This is a genomic window from Aeribacillus sp. FSL k6-2211 (genome assembly GCF_037966125.1).
Lineage (GTDB): Bacteria > Bacillota > Bacilli > Bacillales > Aeribacillaceae > Aeribacillus > Aeribacillus composti.
This window is the reverse complement of record NZ_CP150190.1, coordinates 24,333-43,803: the sequence shown is the minus strand read 5'-3', so window position 1 is coordinate 43,803 and position 19,471 is coordinate 24,333. Positions and strand designations below refer to the sequence as shown.

Genomic DNA, 19,471 nt, shown 5'->3' with positions numbered 1-19,471 from the left:
TCACCACCATAATGTATACATTCCGCTTTAGTCACATTTTATTTACCCGTACAATATTTTTTGAACTTCATCCGTATAATTGTTTTGATCATCGTAAACGATCAATGGGGGTAGAATTTTTAAATCAGGATTCCCATCTTTTATTCCTTCTACTAATAAAGTATTTGCTTCCTTTCCAAGCTTTGGATATACAAAGCGAATTCTTTTCGGTTCCACTCGATATTTTTTCATGAGTTCGATCATTTCTAAAAATCGTCCTGGACGATGGACAAAGGCAACTTTTCCCCCCGGCCTTACCAATTGGCTGCTTACACGTATAGCATCTTCAAGAGTGCATAATATTTCATGCCTTGCAATCGCAAAATATTCGTTTTTATTTAACTCTTCTTGTCCCGGCGTTTTGAAATAAGGGGGATTGCATGTTACAACATCGAACTTCCCATACCCAAGCTGTTTCGGCATGTCCAAAATGTCGCCGTGAATGATCTTTATTTGATGTTCAAGGTGATTATATTGGACAGATCTGACAGCCATATCAAACAGCCGCTTTTGTATTTCCACTCCTGTGATCGTTCCTTTTGTTCTTGTGCTTAATAAAAGTGGAATCACCCCGTTTCCTGTACAAAGGTCAATCAAATTCCCTTTTTGGATCGGGACATACACAAATTTTGCGAGAAGAACTGCATCGAGAGAAAATGCAAAAACTGAAGGACTTTGAATGATGCGCAAATCTTCCGCTAACAAATAATCCAGCCTTTCATCATCGTGCAAATATACCATGTAAATTTCCCTTTCTTGAGATTACTTACTCGTCCTAGTCATAAGAAAAGCCTCCTGAAAAGGAAGCTGCACTTACTTTTTATTTAAAAATGAGAGGCAGAACAGGCAATCTCCATCTTTCCTTACACTGCCATAATGCAGATTACAAATATGAAATCCTTCCTGATAAAGTCTTGCCAGGTTATCATACCCTTCGCCAATATCTATATGTCCAAGCTTTTTTTCCTTCTTCTTAGCGCTTTTCAATTCTTCTTGTTTCAAATTCATTTGATCAAAAGAAGACATTCGTTTGCGCAAGTGGTCGTTTTCCAATTTTAAATGTTGGTTTTCTTCAATTAATTCTCCTATATGCTGCTTTAATTCTCCTAATTGGCGGTACAAATAACCAATTTGTTCCTCCAGCAATGTCACAGCATCAAAAATTTCTTTTTTGTTCACTGGTTTTCCACCTCTAATCTGTGAACTCCATAGAAACAGCATCGTCTTGTATTAATTCTTCCCATGTGTATTCAACGACGCGATCGCGATTGATCAGTTCAACTTGCAGCACACGTTCTAAAATATTTAGTCCGACAACCTTTCCTGTTCCATTCGGAGTTTCTATAGTATCTCCAATATCCGGAAGTTGCTCTTTTGCTGTTTCATATTCATCATTCTCATATTTTAAGCAGCACATTAATCTTCCGCATAACCCCGAAATCTTTGTAGGATTCAAAGACAAATTTTGATCTTTCGCCATCTTAATCGAAACAGGCTCAAAATCCCCTAAAAATGTGGAGCAGCATAGCATTCTTCCACAGGGGCCGATTCCGCCAAGCATTTTCGCTTCGTCTCGCACCCCGATTTGTCGAAGTTCAATTCTCGTTTTAAAAATAGAGGCCAAATCTTTTACAAGCTCGCGAAAATCAATACGCCCGTCAGCAGTAAAGTAAAAAATGACTTTGTTGCGGTCAAATGTATACTCTACATCGACAAGCTTCATCTCTAAACCGTGTTCTTCTACTTTTTTTAAACAAATATCCATCGCTTCTTTTGCTGCCCTGTTGTTTTCTTGGACAATCATCCGATCCTTTTCATCAGCTTTCCGAATGACTTTCTTTAATGGAAGCACAATATCATGCTCTTCCACTTGTTTTTTGCTGACTACTACTTTTCCATATTCAATCCCTCTGATTGTTTCAACAATGACATAATCATCAAGCTGTATATCAAAACCATTTGGGTCAAAATAATAAATTTTTCCCGCCTTTTTAAAGCGAACTCCTACAACATCATACAAGCTTATCCCTCCTGCAATGTTAAAACCAAATCTTCCATAAGAAGCTGCGGATTAACATTGAAATTTAACCGTTTTTTTGCATTCAAAATGGAGACGATTTGGTGTAAAACAGTTCGTTGGCCAAGCTTTAGCCCTTGCTGTTTTAACATTGGCAATATATCTAAATAAACAACGTCATCTTCATTTCCGATTTGAATTGATAATAAATCTTTATATAAAAATAGGAGAAAATCCAGTCCCATTTCCATTTGCTCTTTATCTGCAAAAAAAGGCACCCAATGATTATGAATAAAAAGCAATGCATGGTCGGGACGGGAGTCTAATACTTCATATAATTTTATCACTTTGGTTCTTGCTTCCGCAAACCAATCGTCACGGCTAAGTGAAAATGCTTCTTCAATATTATTGGTAACTTGACTGACGAGGGCAGCTATATGACTTGGAGTTCCTTTTTTCTCAAGTTCCTGCTGAATCATTTTTGGGGGAATGGGTTGGAAGGTTAATATTTGGCATCTAGAAAGAATTGTCGGCAACACTCGATGAACTTGATTTGTTATTAATATTGCCATTGTTCCTTCCGTCGGTTCCTCCAAAAATTTCAATAAACTGTTGGCCGCATTGACAGTCATCTGGTCGCATCCAGATATGATATAAAGCTTCCGGTTCGATTCAACGCCCGTTTTTGCAAATTCCTTCTGCAATGCTTCTATTTGTTCTTTTTTGATTGATAAGCCATCAGGCTCTATAAAGTGAAGATCAGGATGATTTCCGCTCTCAACTCTCTTGCAGTTTGAACATTGGCCGCACGGTTTATAATTTTTCTCCAAATGCTCGCAAAAATAACTTTTTGCAGTTAAAAAAGCAGCATCCTTTTTTCCTGTGCCCTTTTTCCCTTGAAATAAATAGGCGTGGGCCAATCTATTTTTCTTAAAAGAATTTTGTATTATTTTCAATACTTTTGGCTGAAGTTTTTCGAGTTCTTCCCATGTTTTCATTTATTGTACCACTCGCTTACGTATATAAATTCACGATCAGCCCTTTTATTTCCCCTATTTTCCCTAAAATGTTTACGGCATCTTTTTCTTTATTTAAAATTTCTTCGGTCAATTCCACCAGCTTTTGGTCAATTTGGGAAACGATTTTTAAATTCCGTCTGTTTCCATAAAAATCCCAGCTCTTTGATTCTTTGACACCCATTCCGAATTCAATCGTTTCACGAATAAGCCGCTTTACTAATCTTTTAAACTTAGACAAATCATGCATATTTCTCGATTTACTTAGACGTTCTCCGGCTTCCTCCAGTTCATTTAAAAGCTGTTTCCATTGTTCTTCATGGAGCTTGGACTCGTGCTTTTCAACCATTTGAGAAAATATTTTAGATCTGTTTTGTGTTCCATTCTGTTCAATTGTTTGTTTAGGCAGTATTGTTCTTAAATCTTCATTTACTTTCATTTGCTCTCACCTTTAAAATTGATGAAATTGTTCAACTGGAAGGACAAAAACAGTTGCACCGCCAACCTCAATTTCAAGCGGATAGGGAACGTAAGAGTCGGTATTCCCGCCTATCGGTGAAACTGGAGCAACAAGCTGTTGGCGAGACTGGCAGTTCGTTTTAATGATATCGAGCGCTTTTTGCACACGAATGTCTTCTGTCCCAATAATAAAAGTAGTGTTGCCGGACTTTAAAAATCCCCCGGTGCTTGCAAGCTTTGTCACACGAAAGTTATGTTCCGTCAGGGCTTTTAATAAGCGGTTGCTATCTTGATCCTGGACAACAGCCATAATCAATTTCATACGGAAAAGCCTCCTTATTGATAAAAACGGAAAAGCAGGACATCTTGCCAGGACATTTTGCAGCGAATATCAATTTTTCTTCATTATATCAAGCTTGAGAACGATATGACTACAATGTTTCCTTCCAAAATAAGTCCAATGCACTCTCCGCTTCAAAAAAAACTTTTTCTAAAGGCTGATCTGCATTGATCACTTTTATTCTATTCGGAAACATTTCAATGATTTTCTTGTATCCTTCATAAACCTTTTGATGGAAATCCAATTTTTCCAAGTCAAGTCGATTGATTTCTCGATTTTGATTGCTAGTTATTCTTGCTAATCCTTTTTCTGGCAAAATATCAAAAAACAGCGTAAGATTGGGCATCATGCCGGTTATTGCAAATTGATTTATTTCAAGCACCTCTTGAATCCCGAGACCTCTTGCATACCCTTGATAGGCTAAAGAACTGTCAACGAATCGATCGCAAAGTACAATTTTTCCTTTATGAAGAGCGGGAATTACTTTTTCGACTAAATGCTGTCTTCTCGCAGCAGCATAAAGAAGCGCCTCGGTCCTTGCGTCCATCTCTGTATGTTCTTTATGAAGAATGATTTCCCGAATTTTCTCGCTGATGACAATACCGCCTGGCTCGCGCGTCACGACAACGTCTTTTCCTTCTTTTTCTAACTTTTTTTCAAGCTTTTTAATAATTGTCGTTTTCCCCGCTCCTTCAGGTCCTTCAAACGTAATAAAAATTCCTTTCATTAAGATCACCTTTTCCTGAAAATAGAAATAAGGCCTTCTGCTAATTTCTTTCCTCCTTGAAAATTAGCACGCAGCTTTATTAACCTTTTCAACGCTTCAATTTGATTTTTTGTAATTTTTTCTCCCCTCATCAAAAGCGGTATTCCCGGCGGATAAGGAATAATCATTTCAGCAGAGATCTCTCCTATCGCTTCTTCTAATGATACAAATGTTTTTGTACAGTTTTCCATTGCCTCGTAAGAAATAGATAGCTGGCTGATTTCGTCTATTTGTACTTCCTTCTGAAGACCCCATTCCATCTTGCTTGTTTGGGTACTTTTTAATATGTCACTGACTTTCGAAAAGTGTCCAGTATCTTGAAACTCTTTAGCAAACGGAAGCACAAACAAAACATTTAGAGGATCGGCAAGCTCAGGATAAATACGTGCTTTTTCAAAAAGCTTCATTAAATCATAACCTGACATGGCATTTTGTGAACGAATTGTCAGCTTTAAAGGATCAACAGCCACAAAAGGATCCTTCGAAGACACTATATCGATATAGTCAAGCTGTTGAAAGATCTCCACATATTTATTTAAAGTTTGATTCAATTCCTCTTCCTTCGTTAACATATCCTCGACATACGCTCTTGCTAAATCAAGTGAGGCCATAATCAAATAAGACGGACTGCTTGTTTGCAGCATATGTATATAATGGCTAATTTTTTCCTCATTCACCAATTTGCTGTTTACATGCAAAAATGCTCCCATTGTCATAGCAGGCAATGTTTTATGGGCAGATTGTACGACAACATCTGCACCAACCGAAACAGCTGATTTCGGAAACGAAGAACTTGCGATCAAATGAGCCCCATGAGCTTCATCGACTAATACCGGAACACGGCGGGAATGAGCAAATTGAATAAGTTCATTTAATTTTGTATATGTTAAACCGTAATAGGTAGGGCTTGTCAAAATGATCGCTTTTACTTGAGGATATTTTTGAAAAGCTTTCTTTACCGTTTCAACTGGTACATAAGAAGGCACTTGAAAACCTTCATCGAACTTGGGAGATAAAAAAACAGGCTTTGCACCGGCCAGCTCTAATCCATGCATCACTGATTTATGACTATTTCGTTGAACGAATACGACATCCCCCTTTTGGCAATTAGCAAGAATCATTGCCAAGTTTCCGACCGTTGAACCATTCACTAAAAAATATGTTGACGATACTCCATATAGTTCTGCTGCAAGCTGCTGTGCCTCTTTAATGATCCCTTCAGACGCATATAAATCATCTAAATTAGCAATCTCAGTCAAATCCAGCTGAAGCGTTTGGCGAAAATGCGGAAACTGATTTGGATCATAAAGAATCCCGTTTTTATGACCAGGTACATGAAACGAAAGAGGATTTAACTGACAATGTTGAATTAAAGCATTATACAACGGAGTACGAATTTTTCCCATCTGCTTTCATCGCCCTTTTCTATTTGCTGCATAATTTCATTATAACAAAAAGAAAAACTTGACCATCTATTTATAGCCAAGTTAAGAATAAATTTTGGAAGCTGCCGCTTTTTTTAATTGTTCAACAAAATATTGATATTTCCGGTCACTCGTATCAGTCTGCACCATGTCCTTTTCACAATCCGTGCAAATAAAACTTGAATATAAATGAATGCCTTTCTCTTTTTGCTTATCACAGATCACACACGTTTCCCCAATTATTTCACTCTGTTGACTGTAAGTCATTCCTTCTCCACCTCCACCTTCATTATGTCCAAAATAAATATAATCTATGCAATTTTTGGAATTTTTTATTTATTTTCATATAAAAAAAGAGCAGCATCGATCGCCGCTCTTTTTCTTTTTGCCTGGCAGCGTCCTACTCTCGCAAGGGACAAACCCTCACTACCATCGGCGCTGAAGAGCTTAACTTCCGTGTTCGGGATGGAAACGGGTGTGACCTCTTCGCCATTGCCACCAAGCAATTTTTTTCTATTCATTGTTCCATTCAGTTCGATGGACAACTATTATTATAACTTTTTGATCACAGTTGTCAACACTTTTTTGAATATCATTCTTTCAAAACTAGATAACGGTTCCTTCACGAATAGATGCTCCTACTTGGTTAAGTCCTCGATCGATTAGTATCCGTCAGCTCCACGTGTCACCACGCTTCCACCTCGGACCTATCTACCTCGTCATCTTCAAGGGATCTTACTCGCGTTTAGCGATGGGAAATCTCATCTTGAGGGGGGCTTCACGCTTAGATGCTTTCAGCGCTTATCCCTTCCGCACATAGCTACCCAGCGGTGCCCCTGGCGGGACAACTGGTACACCAGCGGTGCGTCCATCCCGGTCCTCTCGTACTAAGGACAGCTCCTCTCAAATTTCCTGCGCCCGCGACGGATAGGGACCGAACTGTCTCACGACGTTCTGAACCCAGCTCGCGTACCGCTTTAATGGGCGAACAGCCCAACCCTTGGGACCGACTACAGCCCCAGGATGCGATGAGCCGACATCGAGGTGCCAAACCTCCCCGTCGATGTGGACTCTTGGGGGAGATCAGCCTGTTATCCCCGGGGTAGCTTTTATCCGTTGAGCGATGGCCCTTCCATGCGGAACCACCGGATCACTAAGCCCGACTTTCGTCCCTGCTCGACTTGTAGGTCTCGCAGTCAAGCTCCCTTCTGCCTTTGCACTCTCCGAATGATTTCCAACCATTCTGAGGGAACCTTTGGGCGCCTCCGTTACCTTTTAGGAGGCGACCGCCCCAGTCAAACTGCCCACCTGACACTGTCTCCCGCCCCGATCAGGGGCGCGGGTTAGAATGTCAGTACAGCCAGGGTAGTATCCCACCGTCGCCTCAGCGCAAGCTGGCGCTCACGCGTCTCTGGCTCCTACCTATCCTGTACAAGCTGTACCCACATTCAATATCAGGCTGCAGTAAAGCTCCACGGGGTCTTTCCGTCCTGTCGCGGGTAACCTGCATCTTCACAGGTACTATAATTTCACCGAGTCTCTCGTTGAGACAGTGCCCAGATCGTTACGCCTTTCGTGCGGGTCGGAACTTACCCGACAAGGAATTTCGCTACCTTAGGACCGTTATAGTTACGGCCGCCGTTTACTGGGGCTTCGGTTCGCACCTTCAGCTACAGCTTAAGCGCTCCCCTTAACCTTCCAGCACCGGGCAGGCGTCAGCCCCTATACTTCACCTTACGGTTTCGCAGAGACCTGTGTTTTTGCTAAACAGTCGCCTGGGCCTTTTCACTGCGGCTCATCATGGCTTATCACCTTGATGAGCACCCCTTCTCCCGAAGTTACGGGGTCATTTTGCCGAGTTCCTTAACGAGAGTTCTCTCGCTCACCTTAGGATTCTCTCCTCGCCTACCTGTGTCGGTTTGCGGTACGGGCACCTCTCACCTCGCTAGAGGCTTTTCTTGGCAGTGTGGAATCGGGAACTTCGGTACTTCCTTTCCCTCGCCATCACAGCTCAAGCACACGGCAAGCGGATTTGCCTGCTTGCCAGCCCTAACTGCTTGGACGCGCACATCCAACCGCGCGCTTGCCCTATCCTCCTGCGTCCCCCCATTGCTCAAACGGTGAGGAGGTGGTACAGGAATATCAACCTGTTGTCCATCACCTACGCCTTTCGGCCTCGGCTTAGGTCCCGACTAACCCTGAGCGGACGAGCCTTCCTCAGGAAACCTTAGGCTTTCGGCGGAGGGGATTCTCACCCCTCTTTCGCTACTCATACCGGCATTCTCACTTCTAAGCGCTCCACCGGTCCTTCCGGTCCGGCTTCGATGCCCTTAGAACGCTCTCCTACCGCTGACACCAACGGTGTCAACCCGCAGCTTCGGTGATACGTTTAGCCCCGGTACATTTTCGGCGCAGAGCCACTCGACCAGTGAGCTATTACGCACTCTTTAAATGGTGGCTGCTTCTAAGCCAACATCCTGGTTGTCTAAGCAGCTCCACATCCTTTTCCACTTAACGTATACTTTGGGACCTTAGCTGGCGGTCTGGGCTGTTTCCCTTTTGACCACGGATCTTATCACTCGCAGTCTGACTCCCAAGGATAAGTCATTGGCATTCGGAGTTTGACTGAATTCGGTAACCCGATGGGGGCCCCTCGTCCAATCAGTGCTCTACCTCCAAGACTCTTCCCTTGAGGCTAGCCCTAAAGCTATTTCGGAGAGAACCAGCTATCTCCAAGTTCGATTGGCATTTCACCCCTACCCACACCTCATCCCCGCACTTTTCAACGTGCGTGGGTTCGGGCCTCCAGCAAGTGTTACCTTGCCTTCACCCTGGACATGGGTAGATCACCTGGTTTCGGGTCTGCGACCTCGTACTATTTCGCCCTCTTCAGACTCGCTTTCGCTGCGGCTCCGCCTTTCGGCTTAACCTTGCACGAAATCGCAACTCGCCGGTTCATTCTACAAAAGGCACGCCATCACCCGTTAATGGGCTCTGACTACTTGTAGGCACACGGTTTCAGGTTCTCTTTCACTCCCCTCCCGGGGTGCTTTTCACCTTTCCCTCACGGTACTGGTTCACTATCGGTCACTAGGGAGTATTTAGCCTTGGGAGATGGTCCTCCCTGCTTCCGACGGGATTTCACGTGTCCCGCCGTACTCAGGATCCACTCGGGAGGGAACGGAGTTTCGACTACAGGGTTGTTACCTTCTCTGACGGGCCTTTCCAGACCTCTTCGTCTACCCCGTTCCTTTGTCACTCCTTAATCGAGTGTCCTACAACCCCAAGAGGCACGCCTCTTGGTTTGGGCTGTTCCCGTTTCGCTCGCCGCTACTCAGGGAATCGCTGTTGCTTTCTCTTCCTCCGGGTACTTAGATGTTTCAGTTCCCCGGGTTGCCCTCCATACCCTATGGATTCAGGTATGGATACTGCCCCATTACGGACAGTGGGTTCCCCCATTCGGACATCTCCGGATCGACGCTTACTTACAGCTCCCCGAAGCATTTCGGTGTTTGTCCCGTCCTTCATCGGCTCCTAGTGCCAAGGCATCCACCGTGCGCCCTTTCTAACTTAACCGTTTCTTCCTAACATGAGCGATCTATTCGTGAATGTCTTTCCGTTATCCAGTTTTCAAAGAACAATCAAGAAGGATATGATCCTTCAAAACTAAACAAAACGGAAAAGCGTACCCTATTTCAATGTATATATCCTTAGAAAGGAGGTGATCCAGCCGCACCTTCCGATACGGCTACCTTGTTACGACTTCACCCCAATCATTTGTCCCACCTTCGGCGGCTGGCTCCCGTAAGGGTTACCCCACCGACTTCGGGTGTTACAAACTCTCGTGGTGTGACGGGCGGTGTGTACAAGACCCGGGAACGTATTCACCGCGGCATGCTGATCCGCGATTACTAGCGATTCCGGCTTCATGCAGGCGAGTTGCAGCCTGCAATCCGAACTGAGAGTGGTTTTTTGGGATTCGCTCCACCTCGCGGTTTCGCTGCCCTTTGTACCACCCATTGTAGCACGTGTGTAGCCCAGGTCATAAGGGGCATGATGATTTGACGTCATCCCCACCTTCCTCCGACTTTTAGCCGGCAGTCACCTTAGAGTGCCCAACTGAATGCTGGCAACTAAGGTCAAGGGTTGCGCTCGTTGCGGGACTTAACCCAACATCTCACGACACGAGCTGACGACAACCATGCACCACCTGTCACCCTGTCCCCGAAAGGGGAACGCCCTATCTCTAGGGTTGTCAGGGGATGTCAAGACCTGGTAAGGTTCTTCGCGTTGCTTCGAATTAAACCACATGCTCCACCGCTTGTGCGGGTCCCCGTCAATTCCTTTGAGTTTCAGCCTTGCGGCCGTACTCCCCAGGCGGAGTGCTTAATGCGTTTGCTGCAGCACTAAAGGGTGGATACCCTCTAACACTTAGCACTCATCGTTTACGGCGTGGACTACCAGGGTATCTAATCCTGTTCGCTCCCCACGCTTTCGCGCCTCAGCGTCAGTTACAGGCCAGAGAGCCGCCTTCGCCACTGGTGTTCCTCCACATCTCTACGCATTTCACCGCTACACGTGGAATTCCGCTCCCCTCTCCTGCACTCAAGTTCCCCAGTTTCCAATGGCCGCTCGCGGTTGAGCCGCGAGATTTCACATCAGACTTAAGGAACCGCCTGCGCGCGCTTTACGCCCAATAATTCCGGACAACGCTTGCCACCTACGTATTACCGCGGCTGCTGGCACGTAGTTAGCCGTGGCTTCCTCGTCAGGTACCGTCAAGGTACCGCCCTGTTCGAACGGCACTTGTTCTTCCCTGACAACAGAGCTTTACGATCCGAAGACCTTCTTCGCTCACGCGGCGTTGCTCCGTCAGACTTTCGTCCATTGCGGAAGATTCCCTACTGCTGCCTCCCGTAGGAGTCTGGGCCGTGTCTCAGTCCCAGTGTGGCCGGTCACCCTCTCAGGTCGGCTACGCATCGTCGCCTTGGTGAGCCGTTACCTCACCAACTAGCTAATGCGCCGCGGGCCCATCCTGCAGTGACAGCTAAAAGCCGCCTTTCAACCGAAAACCATGCGGTTTTCGGTGTTATCCGGTATTAGCTCCGGTTTCCCGAAGTTATCCCAGTCTGCAGGGCAGGTTGCCCACGTGTTACTCACCCGTCCGCCGCTAACCTAAAGGAGCAAGCTCCCTTCGGTTCGCTCGACTTGCATGTATTAGGCACGCCGCCAGCGTTCGTCCTGAGCCAGGATCAAACTCTCCAAAAAAAGTTTGTCACCAAATGCTCTTGTCAGAATCAACAGGCACGCTTTTCGTTTTGTTCAGTTTTCAAGGATCAATCAGGATTTCTATTTTATCAATCAAAAATTTATTTGTCAATGTTTTTTATTTTGTATCTTAGCGACGGATATTATTTTACCATGATTGTTTATAATGTCAACACTTTTTTTGAAAATAAAAACACCCGCCTGTATACAGGTGTTTTTCAAGGGATAATCACCATTTTAATAATTACTAAAGCAGCTAATCCGGGGAGCCCCAATAAACCAGCAATAGATGATGTAACAATATTAATGGGCACGTGCAGACCGAAACTCGTCCCAAAAGAATTAACAAAAAAAAGTAGCAAGGCCCCGATCACAATTTTTATAAAAATACTCCCTATCCATTTCACCGGTTTCAAAGAAGCACCGGCAAGAAGCAGAAGGAATAAAAGCCCTAAAATGCAAATGATCATAATATAAGGCTCCATTATATAAAACCCACCTTCCTGTTTATTTCGGCTTTACTTTAACAATATGAAAGATTTCATATTGTTTAGAACTAAGAAAACAACAAACAGGAATGTGGCTGCTTCCTTCTACCTACTATTCCATCTTGATATTTCTCTTTTTGGCTTCTTTTAAAAGAAATAAATATTTTGCTTCTGCTAATTTTAAACTGCTAAGCACCTCAGGTGAAGGATCAAAGCTTTTTTCCACTAAACGCTTTTGATACTCCCAATGTTCCTTCAGCTCAATTAAATCTTGAAGAAGCAGCTGATCGAATTCTCTTCTCAACCATTGCTTTCGCCGAATAAACATGTCTGGCAAACTCCTTTTCTCTTCAAATCTCTCGTCTTCCCTCAAGCGCTTTTGAAAGTGTGACTTCGTCCGCGTATTCTAAATCACCGCCAACAGGCAGCCCATGAGCAATTCTTGTGATTTTTATGCCTGTAGGCTTTAAAAGGCGAGAGATATACATTGCTGTCGCTTCTCCCTCAATGTTCGGATTTGTTGCTAAAATTACTTCTTGAATTTCATCATTTTGCAGACGTTTTAGCAAATCAGGGATATTAATATCTTCAGGACCAATCCCGTCCATTGGCGAAATGGCGCCATGCAGAACATGATATAGACCGTTATATTCTTTCATTTTTTCCATTGCAATGACGTCTTTCGGGTCTTGAACCACACATATTATGCTTCTGTCGCGGCGCTCATCTTTGCAAAGATAACATGGATCTTCATCTGTAATATGACCGCAAATCGAGCAATATGATAAATTTCGTTTTGCATTGACAAGCGCTTTCGCGAAATCCAATACTGTTTCTTCTTTCATATTTAAAACAAAAAAGGCCAGACGAACGGCCGTTTTCGGACCGATTCCTGGCAGCTTCATAAAGCTATCAATAAGTTTTGATATCGGTTCTGGATATTGCATCGAATAGATCCTCCTAGAACAAGCCAGGCAAATTCATACCTTTAGTAAATCTTCCCATCGTTTCGCTTGTTAACTCATCCACTTTGCGAAGAGCATCGTTTGTTGCTGCCAATACCAAATCTTGAAGCATTTCAATATCTTCAGGATCTACAACATCTTCATTGATTTTCACTTCTAAAATTTCCTTATGTCCGTTTGCAACAACCGTGACCATACCGCCGCCAGCAGTTCCCTCCACTTTTTTTTCAGCAAGCTCCTCCTGAGCCTTTTGCATCTCCTTTTGCATTTTTTGCATTTGCTTCATCATTTTTTGCATGTTTCCCATACCGCCACGCATCATCATATTATCTCCTCCATAAGCATTTATTTACTCTTTTATTTCAATCAGATCCGTGCCAACTAATTTTTTTGCTTCGGCAATAAGCGGATCTTCTTCTTCATGTTCCTGTTGATGTGCATCGTCTGATCGTTGATTGCGCAAATAATCCTCCCTTATTTTACCCCATTCTTTCTCCGGAACGCCAATCATCTCCATTTGACGTCCAATGAGTCCTTGTAAAATCGTTTGGAGGTTTGTTAATACATGATTTTGATTTTCCGCCACCATTTTACAATGGATTTCATATTTAAATTTTAGCACAAAAGCATATTCGCAAGCAGCAACTGGTTCACTTTCATTTAAAAGGGCTGCATGCGACACTTTATTTTGCTGCTTTAGCGTTGTTAACAGATCTCCCCATCGGCTTTTCACTAAATCCAAATCTTTTCGAGTAGCATTTCTCAAAATATCATAAATGCGGTCAACAGGCGTTTTATAACCGCTTTGAATTGTTTTTTGTACTTTTGCTTCTTGTTTAACAGGCGACTGTTCTTGAACTCCATGCTGAACTAATGAAGATATTGTGCGTTCAAGTTCCTGTATTCGATTAAGAAGTTCTTCATAATGAACTGAAGGCGGCTGCACACGCTCAGTTTGACATAATTTCACAATCGCTACTTCTACAAAAATACGGGGATGATTCGTCCATTTCATCTCCTGCTGGCTTTGATTCAAAACTTCAATCGTCTCATAAATTTGCTCAATAGGAATTTGTTCGCACAATGAAACGAACGCATCGTCTATTGCGACTCGTTCCATTACTTCCTCTAAGTTTGGAGCCGATTTATATAATAACATGTCGCGATAGTAATAAATGAGATCTTCAATTAATTTTAAAGGATCTTTCCCTTGATCCAACCATTCGTGGATAGTTTTTAAAGCTTCCGTAACATTGTTCTCAAAAATAAATCGGACCAAATTTGCGAGCATCTTATGAGAAACCGATCCAGTTATAAATAATACATCCTCCAATGTGACTTTATCATCGCTAAAAGAGATGGCTTGGTCCAACAGACTCAGTGCATCTCTCATCCCACCATCAGCCGAGCTCGCAATAACCTTTAACGCTTCCTCTTCAACCTTGATCGATTGATTTTCCACAATTTCCTTCATGCGACGTACGATGGATTGAACAGAAATACGCCGGAAATCAAAGCGTTGACATCTCGAAATAATGGTAAGCGGAATTTTATGAGGTTCAGTTGTAGCCAAAATAAAAATCACATGTTTTGGAGGTTCTTCAAGCGTTTTTAATAAAGCATTAAATGCTCCGATTGAAAGCATATGAACTTCATCAATAATATATACTTTATATTTGACCGCCGCAGGTGCAAATTTGACTTTATCGCGAATATCGCGAATTTCATCTACTCCATTATTAGAAGCTGCATCAATTTCAATAACGTCCGAAATCGATCCTTCCGTGATTCCTTTACATGCAGGACACTCATTACAAGGCTCTGCAATTGGTGCTTGTTGGCAGTTGACAGCTTTCGCAAATATTTTTGCAGCGCTTGTTTTACCTGTTCCTCTAGGACCTGTGAAAAGATAAGCATGCGAAAATTTATTTTGTAAAAGGGCATTTTGCAATGTTTTCGTGACGTGTTCTTGTCCCACGACATCACGAAACTGCTGTGGCCTCCATGCTCGGTATAAAGCCTGATAACTCAAGTAACGCCCTCCCCTTTATACAGTAATCTTTCATTTATTATACCTGATTGTTTAAACGAATGTAAGTTTTCCATAAGAAGGATAAAAAACTTATGAAAAAAATAAAACCGATCTCTGTAAAAGCGTCTCCAGTTAAATAGACAGCACATGTAGACAGCCTGAGACCGATATTCATTAGGACTTTAAGCTGTTTCTCTTTTGAAGCCGTTGATAGTTATATTGCATAATGCATCCTTCATCTATTCGGACGTGCGGAAAAAGTATGGATGAGACTTGAAATGGGACGGCGTATTCTGTATGGTTTTAGCCGCTAAGGACACTTTTGTTTCAAGATCTTCTTGGGGAGTTTTAAAGTCTTTCTAATATTTTCTTCATTTCTTTCTGCTTAAAGTGTTTTCCCCATCATGCATCAATCCATATTTTAAACCAATGTCCTCATTACATTTTTTAAGCTTTACATCATACGCTGTTCATATTTCTCTCATCGAAAAAATCCCCTTATAGTTGACAGACTTTTCTTTTTCTGCCTACTATAAGGGGATCTTATTGTTTGATATGATAACTGCCGTGCACCTTCTGTCGATTAGCAACCCTAGGCGTTACTCAAGCAGTTAGCTCAGTTCAGGCAACCCTGCGGCACATGAGAGCTTCCACTTAATGCTGCTTCCTTCCGGACCTGACATGGTTCATGGATTCTCATTGCACAGGACCCAAACGTCAACACCACTTACTTGAGGCAGACCCTAAAATATACTAACCTCGAGAAGGAATTCGGCCTCGCTAGAGCGGATTGCGAGTACAGGGCACCGCTACCTCCCCGCTTAGCACGGCAAAGTTTAAACCGATTTTCACTTTGCGCCGTTTAAGGACGCAAATTTAGTATATATGTTTTTTCGAGAAAATGCAACGCTTCCCAATATGTTAAAAAATTCAATTGTTTTTATTTTTCATTTTCAACCGTTTTTTCTCTTCCCGCAACTTTTGAAAAAAACAGGTTAACATTTCACTGCATTGCTCCTGCTTCACGCCTGAAATTACTTCTGTTTGATGATTGAAACGAGGTTCATTTAATAAATTCATTAACGTTCCTGCACAACCAGCCTTCGGATCGAAAGCGCCGAAAACTACACGTTCAATTCTTGACATTACAATCGCTCCTGCACACATTGGACATGGCTCAAGCGTCACATATAGCGTCGAGTTCTCGAGTCTCCACGTTCGAAGCTTCCTGCACGCCTCATCAATTGCCAATATTTCCGCATGAGCGATTGACCTCTGCTCGGTTTCCCTCAAATTATGAGCTTTTGCAACCACTACATCATCTACAACAAGCACAGCACCAATCGGAACCTCGCCAATCTTTTCCGCCTTCTTCGCCTCTTCAATTGCTAAAGTCATATAATATTCGTCTTTAGTCATTTTTTGCTCCTCATCCTATCGATATAATTTCATCTTAAAAAAAGTGCGGGTTCCTTTCAACCTTTTCCAAAAGCATGTTTTCTGCGATGAAAACATAAAATTTACAAACAGTTTTTACAGGAGGTCATGATTTTGCTAATTCATGTTGTTCAATCTGGGCAAACGCTTTATTCCATTGCACAAACATATGGAACATCTATAACAGCCATCGTTGAAGCAAATGAAATTCCTAATCCTGATCAGCTTGTTGTAGGTCAAGCAATTGTTATTCCAATCATCGGACAATTTTACACCGTTCAACGGGGAGACAGCCTTTGGAGCATTTCAAGAAAATTTGGTACGTCTGTATTTGAGCTTGCAGCAGTAAATGGACTGAATATAAATCAATTATTGCCTATTGGCCTTCGATTATATATCCCAGAACGGCCTAAACGGCAAGCAGAATTTAATGTATATTTAGAACCGCTTGGTGCTCAAGTCAGCCAAAATCTCGAAGACAGCGCAAGAGAGACTGCCCCTTATTTAACCTACCTTACCCATTTTAGCTTTCAAGCACAACGTGACGGTTCTTTAAAAGAGCCACCGATTGGGAACTTGCCAACTATTGCTAATGAACAAAATTTAGTGTTTTCAATGGCTGTCACAAATTTGGAGAACAATCAATTTAGTGCAGAGTTAGGGCATATATTGCTGACAGACGATGATGTACAAACTAAATTTTTAAATAATATTATTGCCACAGCAAAAAAATATCAGTTTCGAGATATTCACTTTGATTTTGAATATTTGTTTCCTGCCGACCGGGAAGCATATAATCAATTTTTGCGAAGGGCGAGAGACAGGATTCACAGTGAAGGGTGGTTCATTTCCTCTGCATTAGCCCCCAAAACAAGCGCAGAGCAAAAAGGACAATGGTACGAGGCCCACGACTATAAAGCACATGGAGAAATTGTGGATTGGGTCGTCATTATGACATATGAATGGGGGTACAGCGGCGGACCGCCAATGGCTGTTTCTCCTATCGGCCCAGTCCGTGATGTACTCGAATATGCCGTTACGGAGATTCCTCCACAGAAAATTATGATGGGACAAAATTTATACGGTTATGACTGGACTCTTCCCTTTGTGCAAGGCGGGCCTTACGCAAAAGCGATAAGTCCGCAGCAGGCGATTCAGCTTGCATCAAAATACAATGCAGAAATCAAATTTGATGAAGAAGCCCAAGCCCCTACTTTTCGATATACGGATGAAAACCAAAAGGTTCATGAAGTTTGGTTTGAAGATGCCCGTTCCATACAAGCCAAATTCGATCTTGTAAAAGAGCTGCATTTGCGAGGTGTCAGCTATTGGAAACTAGGAATTTCGTTTCCGCAAAATTGGCTGTTGATTATCGATAATTTTCAAGTCGTAAAAAAATAAATACTTCTTTATAAACAACTATTGATCAAATGATCTTAAATATGAGGAATTTCTGTTTTGTTTTTCAAAAAAATAAAAGAGGCGCCTAATAAGTTGCTTTTCAGCTTATAGACGCCCCTTTAACGTTTATATCGATGATTTTTGTTTTCCATGAGGATTAGCCATTTTGTTTTAAAAAATAAAAAATTCGTTACAGCCCGTAACGAATTTAGCCAATCTCCAATTTATGCGCACTCGGTAAATAATGGCGGAGGAGGAGGGATTCGAACCCCCGCGCGGTTTGACCCGCCTCTCGGTTTTCAAGACCGACCCCTTCAGCCAGACTTGGGTACTCCTCCATATGACATGGACTAATATAGCACAGTATAAAATGTATGTCAATAAACTCATAAAAGTTATCAAATAATTTTTTTCCTTAAACGCTTCTTTACAAAGAAGCTTATTTTTTTAAATGAGCATTTTGCAGATTTTTTAACCCAAGAGTGACAAGGTTTTTAACGAAATAAAAAAGGACTTCACCCCTAAAATGTAGAATTTTTGAAGTGACGAAACCACAAAAATTCAAAAGGAGGAAGTCACTTTGTATATTCTACAAGAAAGCCTATTTTCCTTTGAAGAACTGCAAAAATTAGAGTCAAAAGAGAAATTACCTATCTTTTTTAGCTCGCTTGATTTACGCCCTTATGCTAAACAGTTGAGAAGTTCTTCACCCCGAGGGGCTGACGGTCATTCCAGAGAAGGGATTCTAAGGGCTCTCATCGCTGCCCCACTCGAAGGCATCGACACCTTTACCGCCCTTCATCATCGATTGGATAAAGACCTTCGTTTCCGTTATCAATGCGGTTTATCGATTGATCGCCCCGCACCGTCTATCTCCACTCTCAGCCGGGTTTTTGCGGCACTTACCAAAAAAAAGCTGGCTGAAAAGATCTTCCTTGACTTGGTACAGTTAGCTCAGGAGGAAGGAATAATTGACGGCAGCCACCAGGCCATCGACAGTGCCGCCATTGATGCCTATGAAAAGAAACAGCCCAAAAAGCGTAGTGAACAAACGGGTAATGCCAATTGGGGCGCAAAATATGATTCCTTCGGCAATAAAATTACCTGGTTTGGCTATAAGATGCATCTTTCAGTCGATACCGCAAGCGAACTGCCAATAGCCATAAAAGTAACCCCTGCCCATGTGAACGATGGAGAAGTCGCACCAGAATTAATAGAGCAAGTGGCAGAGCGTACCAAATCCAAAATTGAATTTCTGATCATGGATGGCGGATATGACCAACTAAAAAACTATGAATCAGCCAAAAACATTGGAGCGCAAGCCATTATCCCGCTCAATTTGCGCAACGAAAAAGAGCCTCCTGAAGGGATTTCTTCCAATGGAACTCCGCGTTGTTCCATGGGTTATGAAATGACTTATTGGGGAGCTGATAAGGACCAGCTCAAGTTCAGATGTCCTCACGCAACCGGCAAAGTGGATTGCCCATTAGGAATGGCAGCCTGTTCATCTTCCAACTATGGAATGGTGGTAAAAGTCGACATCAAAAAGGATGTGCGCCGATATTCCAATCCGCACCGTGATACAAAACGTTGGAAAGAGCTTTACAACGAGAGGACAAGTGTAGAACGCTGTAATTCAAGAATGAAAAGCTACCTTACGGCGAACTCCCTACATGTATGGGGAATTGAAAAAGTAAAGACCCATATTTACCTGAACGCTATTGTATTACTTGTTTCAGCGCTAGCGATGGCAAAGGAAAATAAAGGGAAGAAAGCCGCTTAAAAAAATTCAATGTGAAAAATTCTGTAGGTATGCCCG

General features: G+C 42.6%; 17 protein-coding genes, 1 tRNA gene, 3 rRNA genes and 1 other RNA gene. 2 read left to right on the top strand and 20 right to left on the bottom strand.

From position 1 onward, the window contains the following. Positions 1-42 precede the first annotated feature (42 nt). The 19 genes from NSU19_RS00205 to tadA form a co-directional block, all read right to left on the bottom strand. Positions 43-780 carry a tRNA1(Val) (adenine(37)-N6)-methyltransferase gene (locus NSU19_RS00205; RefSeq protein ID WP_066247199.1) on the bottom strand — a complete coding sequence of 246 codons (738 nt, stop codon included), beginning with the start codon at positions 778-780 and terminating at the stop codon, positions 43-45. Between the two features lie 72 nt (positions 781-852). Beyond that, positions 853-1,218 carry a DNA replication initiation control protein YabA gene (gene yabA / locus NSU19_RS00200; protein ID WP_063387595.1) on the bottom strand — a complete coding sequence of 122 codons (366 nt, stop codon included), beginning with the start codon at positions 1,216-1,218 and terminating at the stop codon, positions 853-855. A 13-nt stretch (positions 1,219-1,231) separates the two neighbouring features. Further along, positions 1,232-2,059, bottom strand: a complete 828-nt coding sequence (locus NSU19_RS00195) for a stage 0 sporulation family protein (protein ID WP_063387596.1) — start codon at positions 2,057-2,059, stop codon at positions 1,232-1,234. A 2-nt stretch (positions 2,060-2,061) separates the two neighbouring features. Next, positions 2,062-3,054 carry a DNA polymerase III subunit delta' gene (gene holB / locus NSU19_RS00190; RefSeq protein ID WP_063387597.1) on the bottom strand — a complete coding sequence of 331 codons (993 nt, stop codon included), beginning with the start codon at positions 3,052-3,054 and terminating at the stop codon, positions 2,062-2,064. 16 nt (positions 3,055-3,070) lie between these two features. Then, a complete protein-coding gene (locus NSU19_RS00185; RefSeq protein ID WP_063387598.1) occupies positions 3,071-3,511 on the bottom strand; it encodes a YaaR family protein in 441 nt (146 codons plus the stop codon). 12 nt (positions 3,512-3,523) lie between these two features. Beyond that, positions 3,524-3,853, bottom strand: coding sequence for a cyclic-di-AMP receptor (locus NSU19_RS00180; RefSeq protein ID WP_063387599.1), 330 nt, complete (start codon positions 3,851-3,853; stop codon positions 3,524-3,526). A gap of 109 nt (positions 3,854-3,962) precedes the next feature. Continuing rightward, on the bottom strand, positions 3,963-4,598 hold the full coding sequence (tmk, locus tag NSU19_RS00175) for a dTMP kinase (protein ID WP_063387600.1): 636 nt from the start codon (positions 4,596-4,598) through the stop codon (positions 3,963-3,965). 5 nt (positions 4,599-4,603) lie between these two features. Next, complete coding sequence (locus NSU19_RS00170) at positions 4,604-6,043, bottom strand: aminotransferase class I/II-fold pyridoxal phosphate-dependent enzyme (RefSeq protein ID WP_339198199.1); 1,440 nt, start codon at positions 6,041-6,043, stop codon at positions 4,604-4,606. A gap of 81 nt (positions 6,044-6,124) precedes the next feature. Further along, positions 6,125-6,328 (bottom strand): sigma factor G inhibitor Gin, encoded by a 204-nt coding sequence (locus tag NSU19_RS00165; protein ID WP_063387602.1) that lies wholly within the window; start codon positions 6,326-6,328, stop codon positions 6,125-6,127. Positions 6,329-6,448: 120 nt separating this feature from the next. After that, positions 6,449-6,564 (bottom strand): 5S ribosomal RNA (gene rrf, locus NSU19_RS00160). A 139-nt stretch (positions 6,565-6,703) separates the two neighbouring features. Continuing rightward, positions 6,704-9,637 (bottom strand): 23S ribosomal RNA (locus NSU19_RS00155). Between the two features lie 138 nt (positions 9,638-9,775). Then, a 16S ribosomal RNA gene (locus NSU19_RS00150) occupies positions 9,776-11,329 on the bottom strand. Together the 16S, 23S and 5S rRNA genes form the textbook arrangement of a ribosomal RNA operon. Positions 11,330-11,547: 218 nt before the next feature. Next, complete coding sequence (locus NSU19_RS00145) at positions 11,548-11,814, bottom strand: pro-sigmaK processing inhibitor BofA family protein (RefSeq protein WP_063388674.1); 267 nt, start codon at positions 11,812-11,814, stop codon at positions 11,548-11,550. A gap of 115 nt (positions 11,815-11,929) precedes the next feature. Beyond that, a complete protein-coding gene (locus NSU19_RS00140) occupies positions 11,930-12,145 on the bottom strand; it encodes a YaaL family protein (protein WP_063388673.1) in 216 nt (71 codons plus the stop codon). Positions 12,146-12,167: 22 nt separating this feature from the next. Continuing rightward, positions 12,168-12,764 (bottom strand): recombination mediator RecR, encoded by a 597-nt coding sequence (recR, locus tag NSU19_RS00135; protein ID WP_063388672.1) that lies wholly within the window; start codon positions 12,762-12,764, stop codon positions 12,168-12,170. A gap of 13 nt (positions 12,765-12,777) precedes the next feature. Next, positions 12,778-13,104, bottom strand: coding sequence for a YbaB/EbfC family nucleoid-associated protein (locus tag NSU19_RS00130; RefSeq protein WP_063388677.1), 327 nt, complete (start codon positions 13,102-13,104; stop codon positions 12,778-12,780). Between the two features lie 27 nt (positions 13,105-13,131). After that, on the bottom strand, positions 13,132-14,814 hold the full coding sequence (gene dnaX / locus NSU19_RS00125) for a DNA polymerase III subunit gamma/tau (protein ID WP_339193737.1): 1,683 nt from the start codon (positions 14,812-14,814) through the stop codon (positions 13,132-13,134). 565 nt (positions 14,815-15,379) lie between these two features. Continuing rightward, positions 15,380-15,644: signal recognition particle sRNA large type (ffs, locus tag NSU19_RS00120), an RNA gene on the bottom strand. 100 nt (positions 15,645-15,744) lie between these two features. After that, positions 15,745-16,233 carry a tRNA adenosine(34) deaminase TadA gene (tadA, locus tag NSU19_RS00115; protein ID WP_063388670.1) on the bottom strand — a complete coding sequence of 163 codons (489 nt, stop codon included), beginning with the start codon at positions 16,231-16,233 and terminating at the stop codon, positions 15,745-15,747. Positions 16,234-16,365: 132 nt separating this feature from the next. On the opposite strand from tadA, the gene NSU19_RS00110 reads away from it, so the two are divergent. After that, positions 16,366-17,652, top strand: coding sequence for a glycoside hydrolase family 18 protein (locus NSU19_RS00110; protein WP_339198196.1), 1,287 nt, complete (start codon positions 16,366-16,368; stop codon positions 17,650-17,652). A 245-nt stretch (positions 17,653-17,897) separates the two neighbouring features. Here the strand turns inward: NSU19_RS00110 and NSU19_RS00105 are convergent. After that, a tRNA-Ser gene (locus tag NSU19_RS00105) sits at positions 17,898-17,990 on the bottom strand. Between the two features lie 242 nt (positions 17,991-18,232). Between NSU19_RS00105 and NSU19_RS00100 the strand changes: the two genes are divergently transcribed. Next, entirely contained in the window at positions 18,233-19,435 is a 1,203-nt protein-coding gene (locus tag NSU19_RS00100; protein WP_339192838.1) for a transposase, read from the top strand. Positions 19,436-19,471 lie beyond the last annotated feature (36 nt).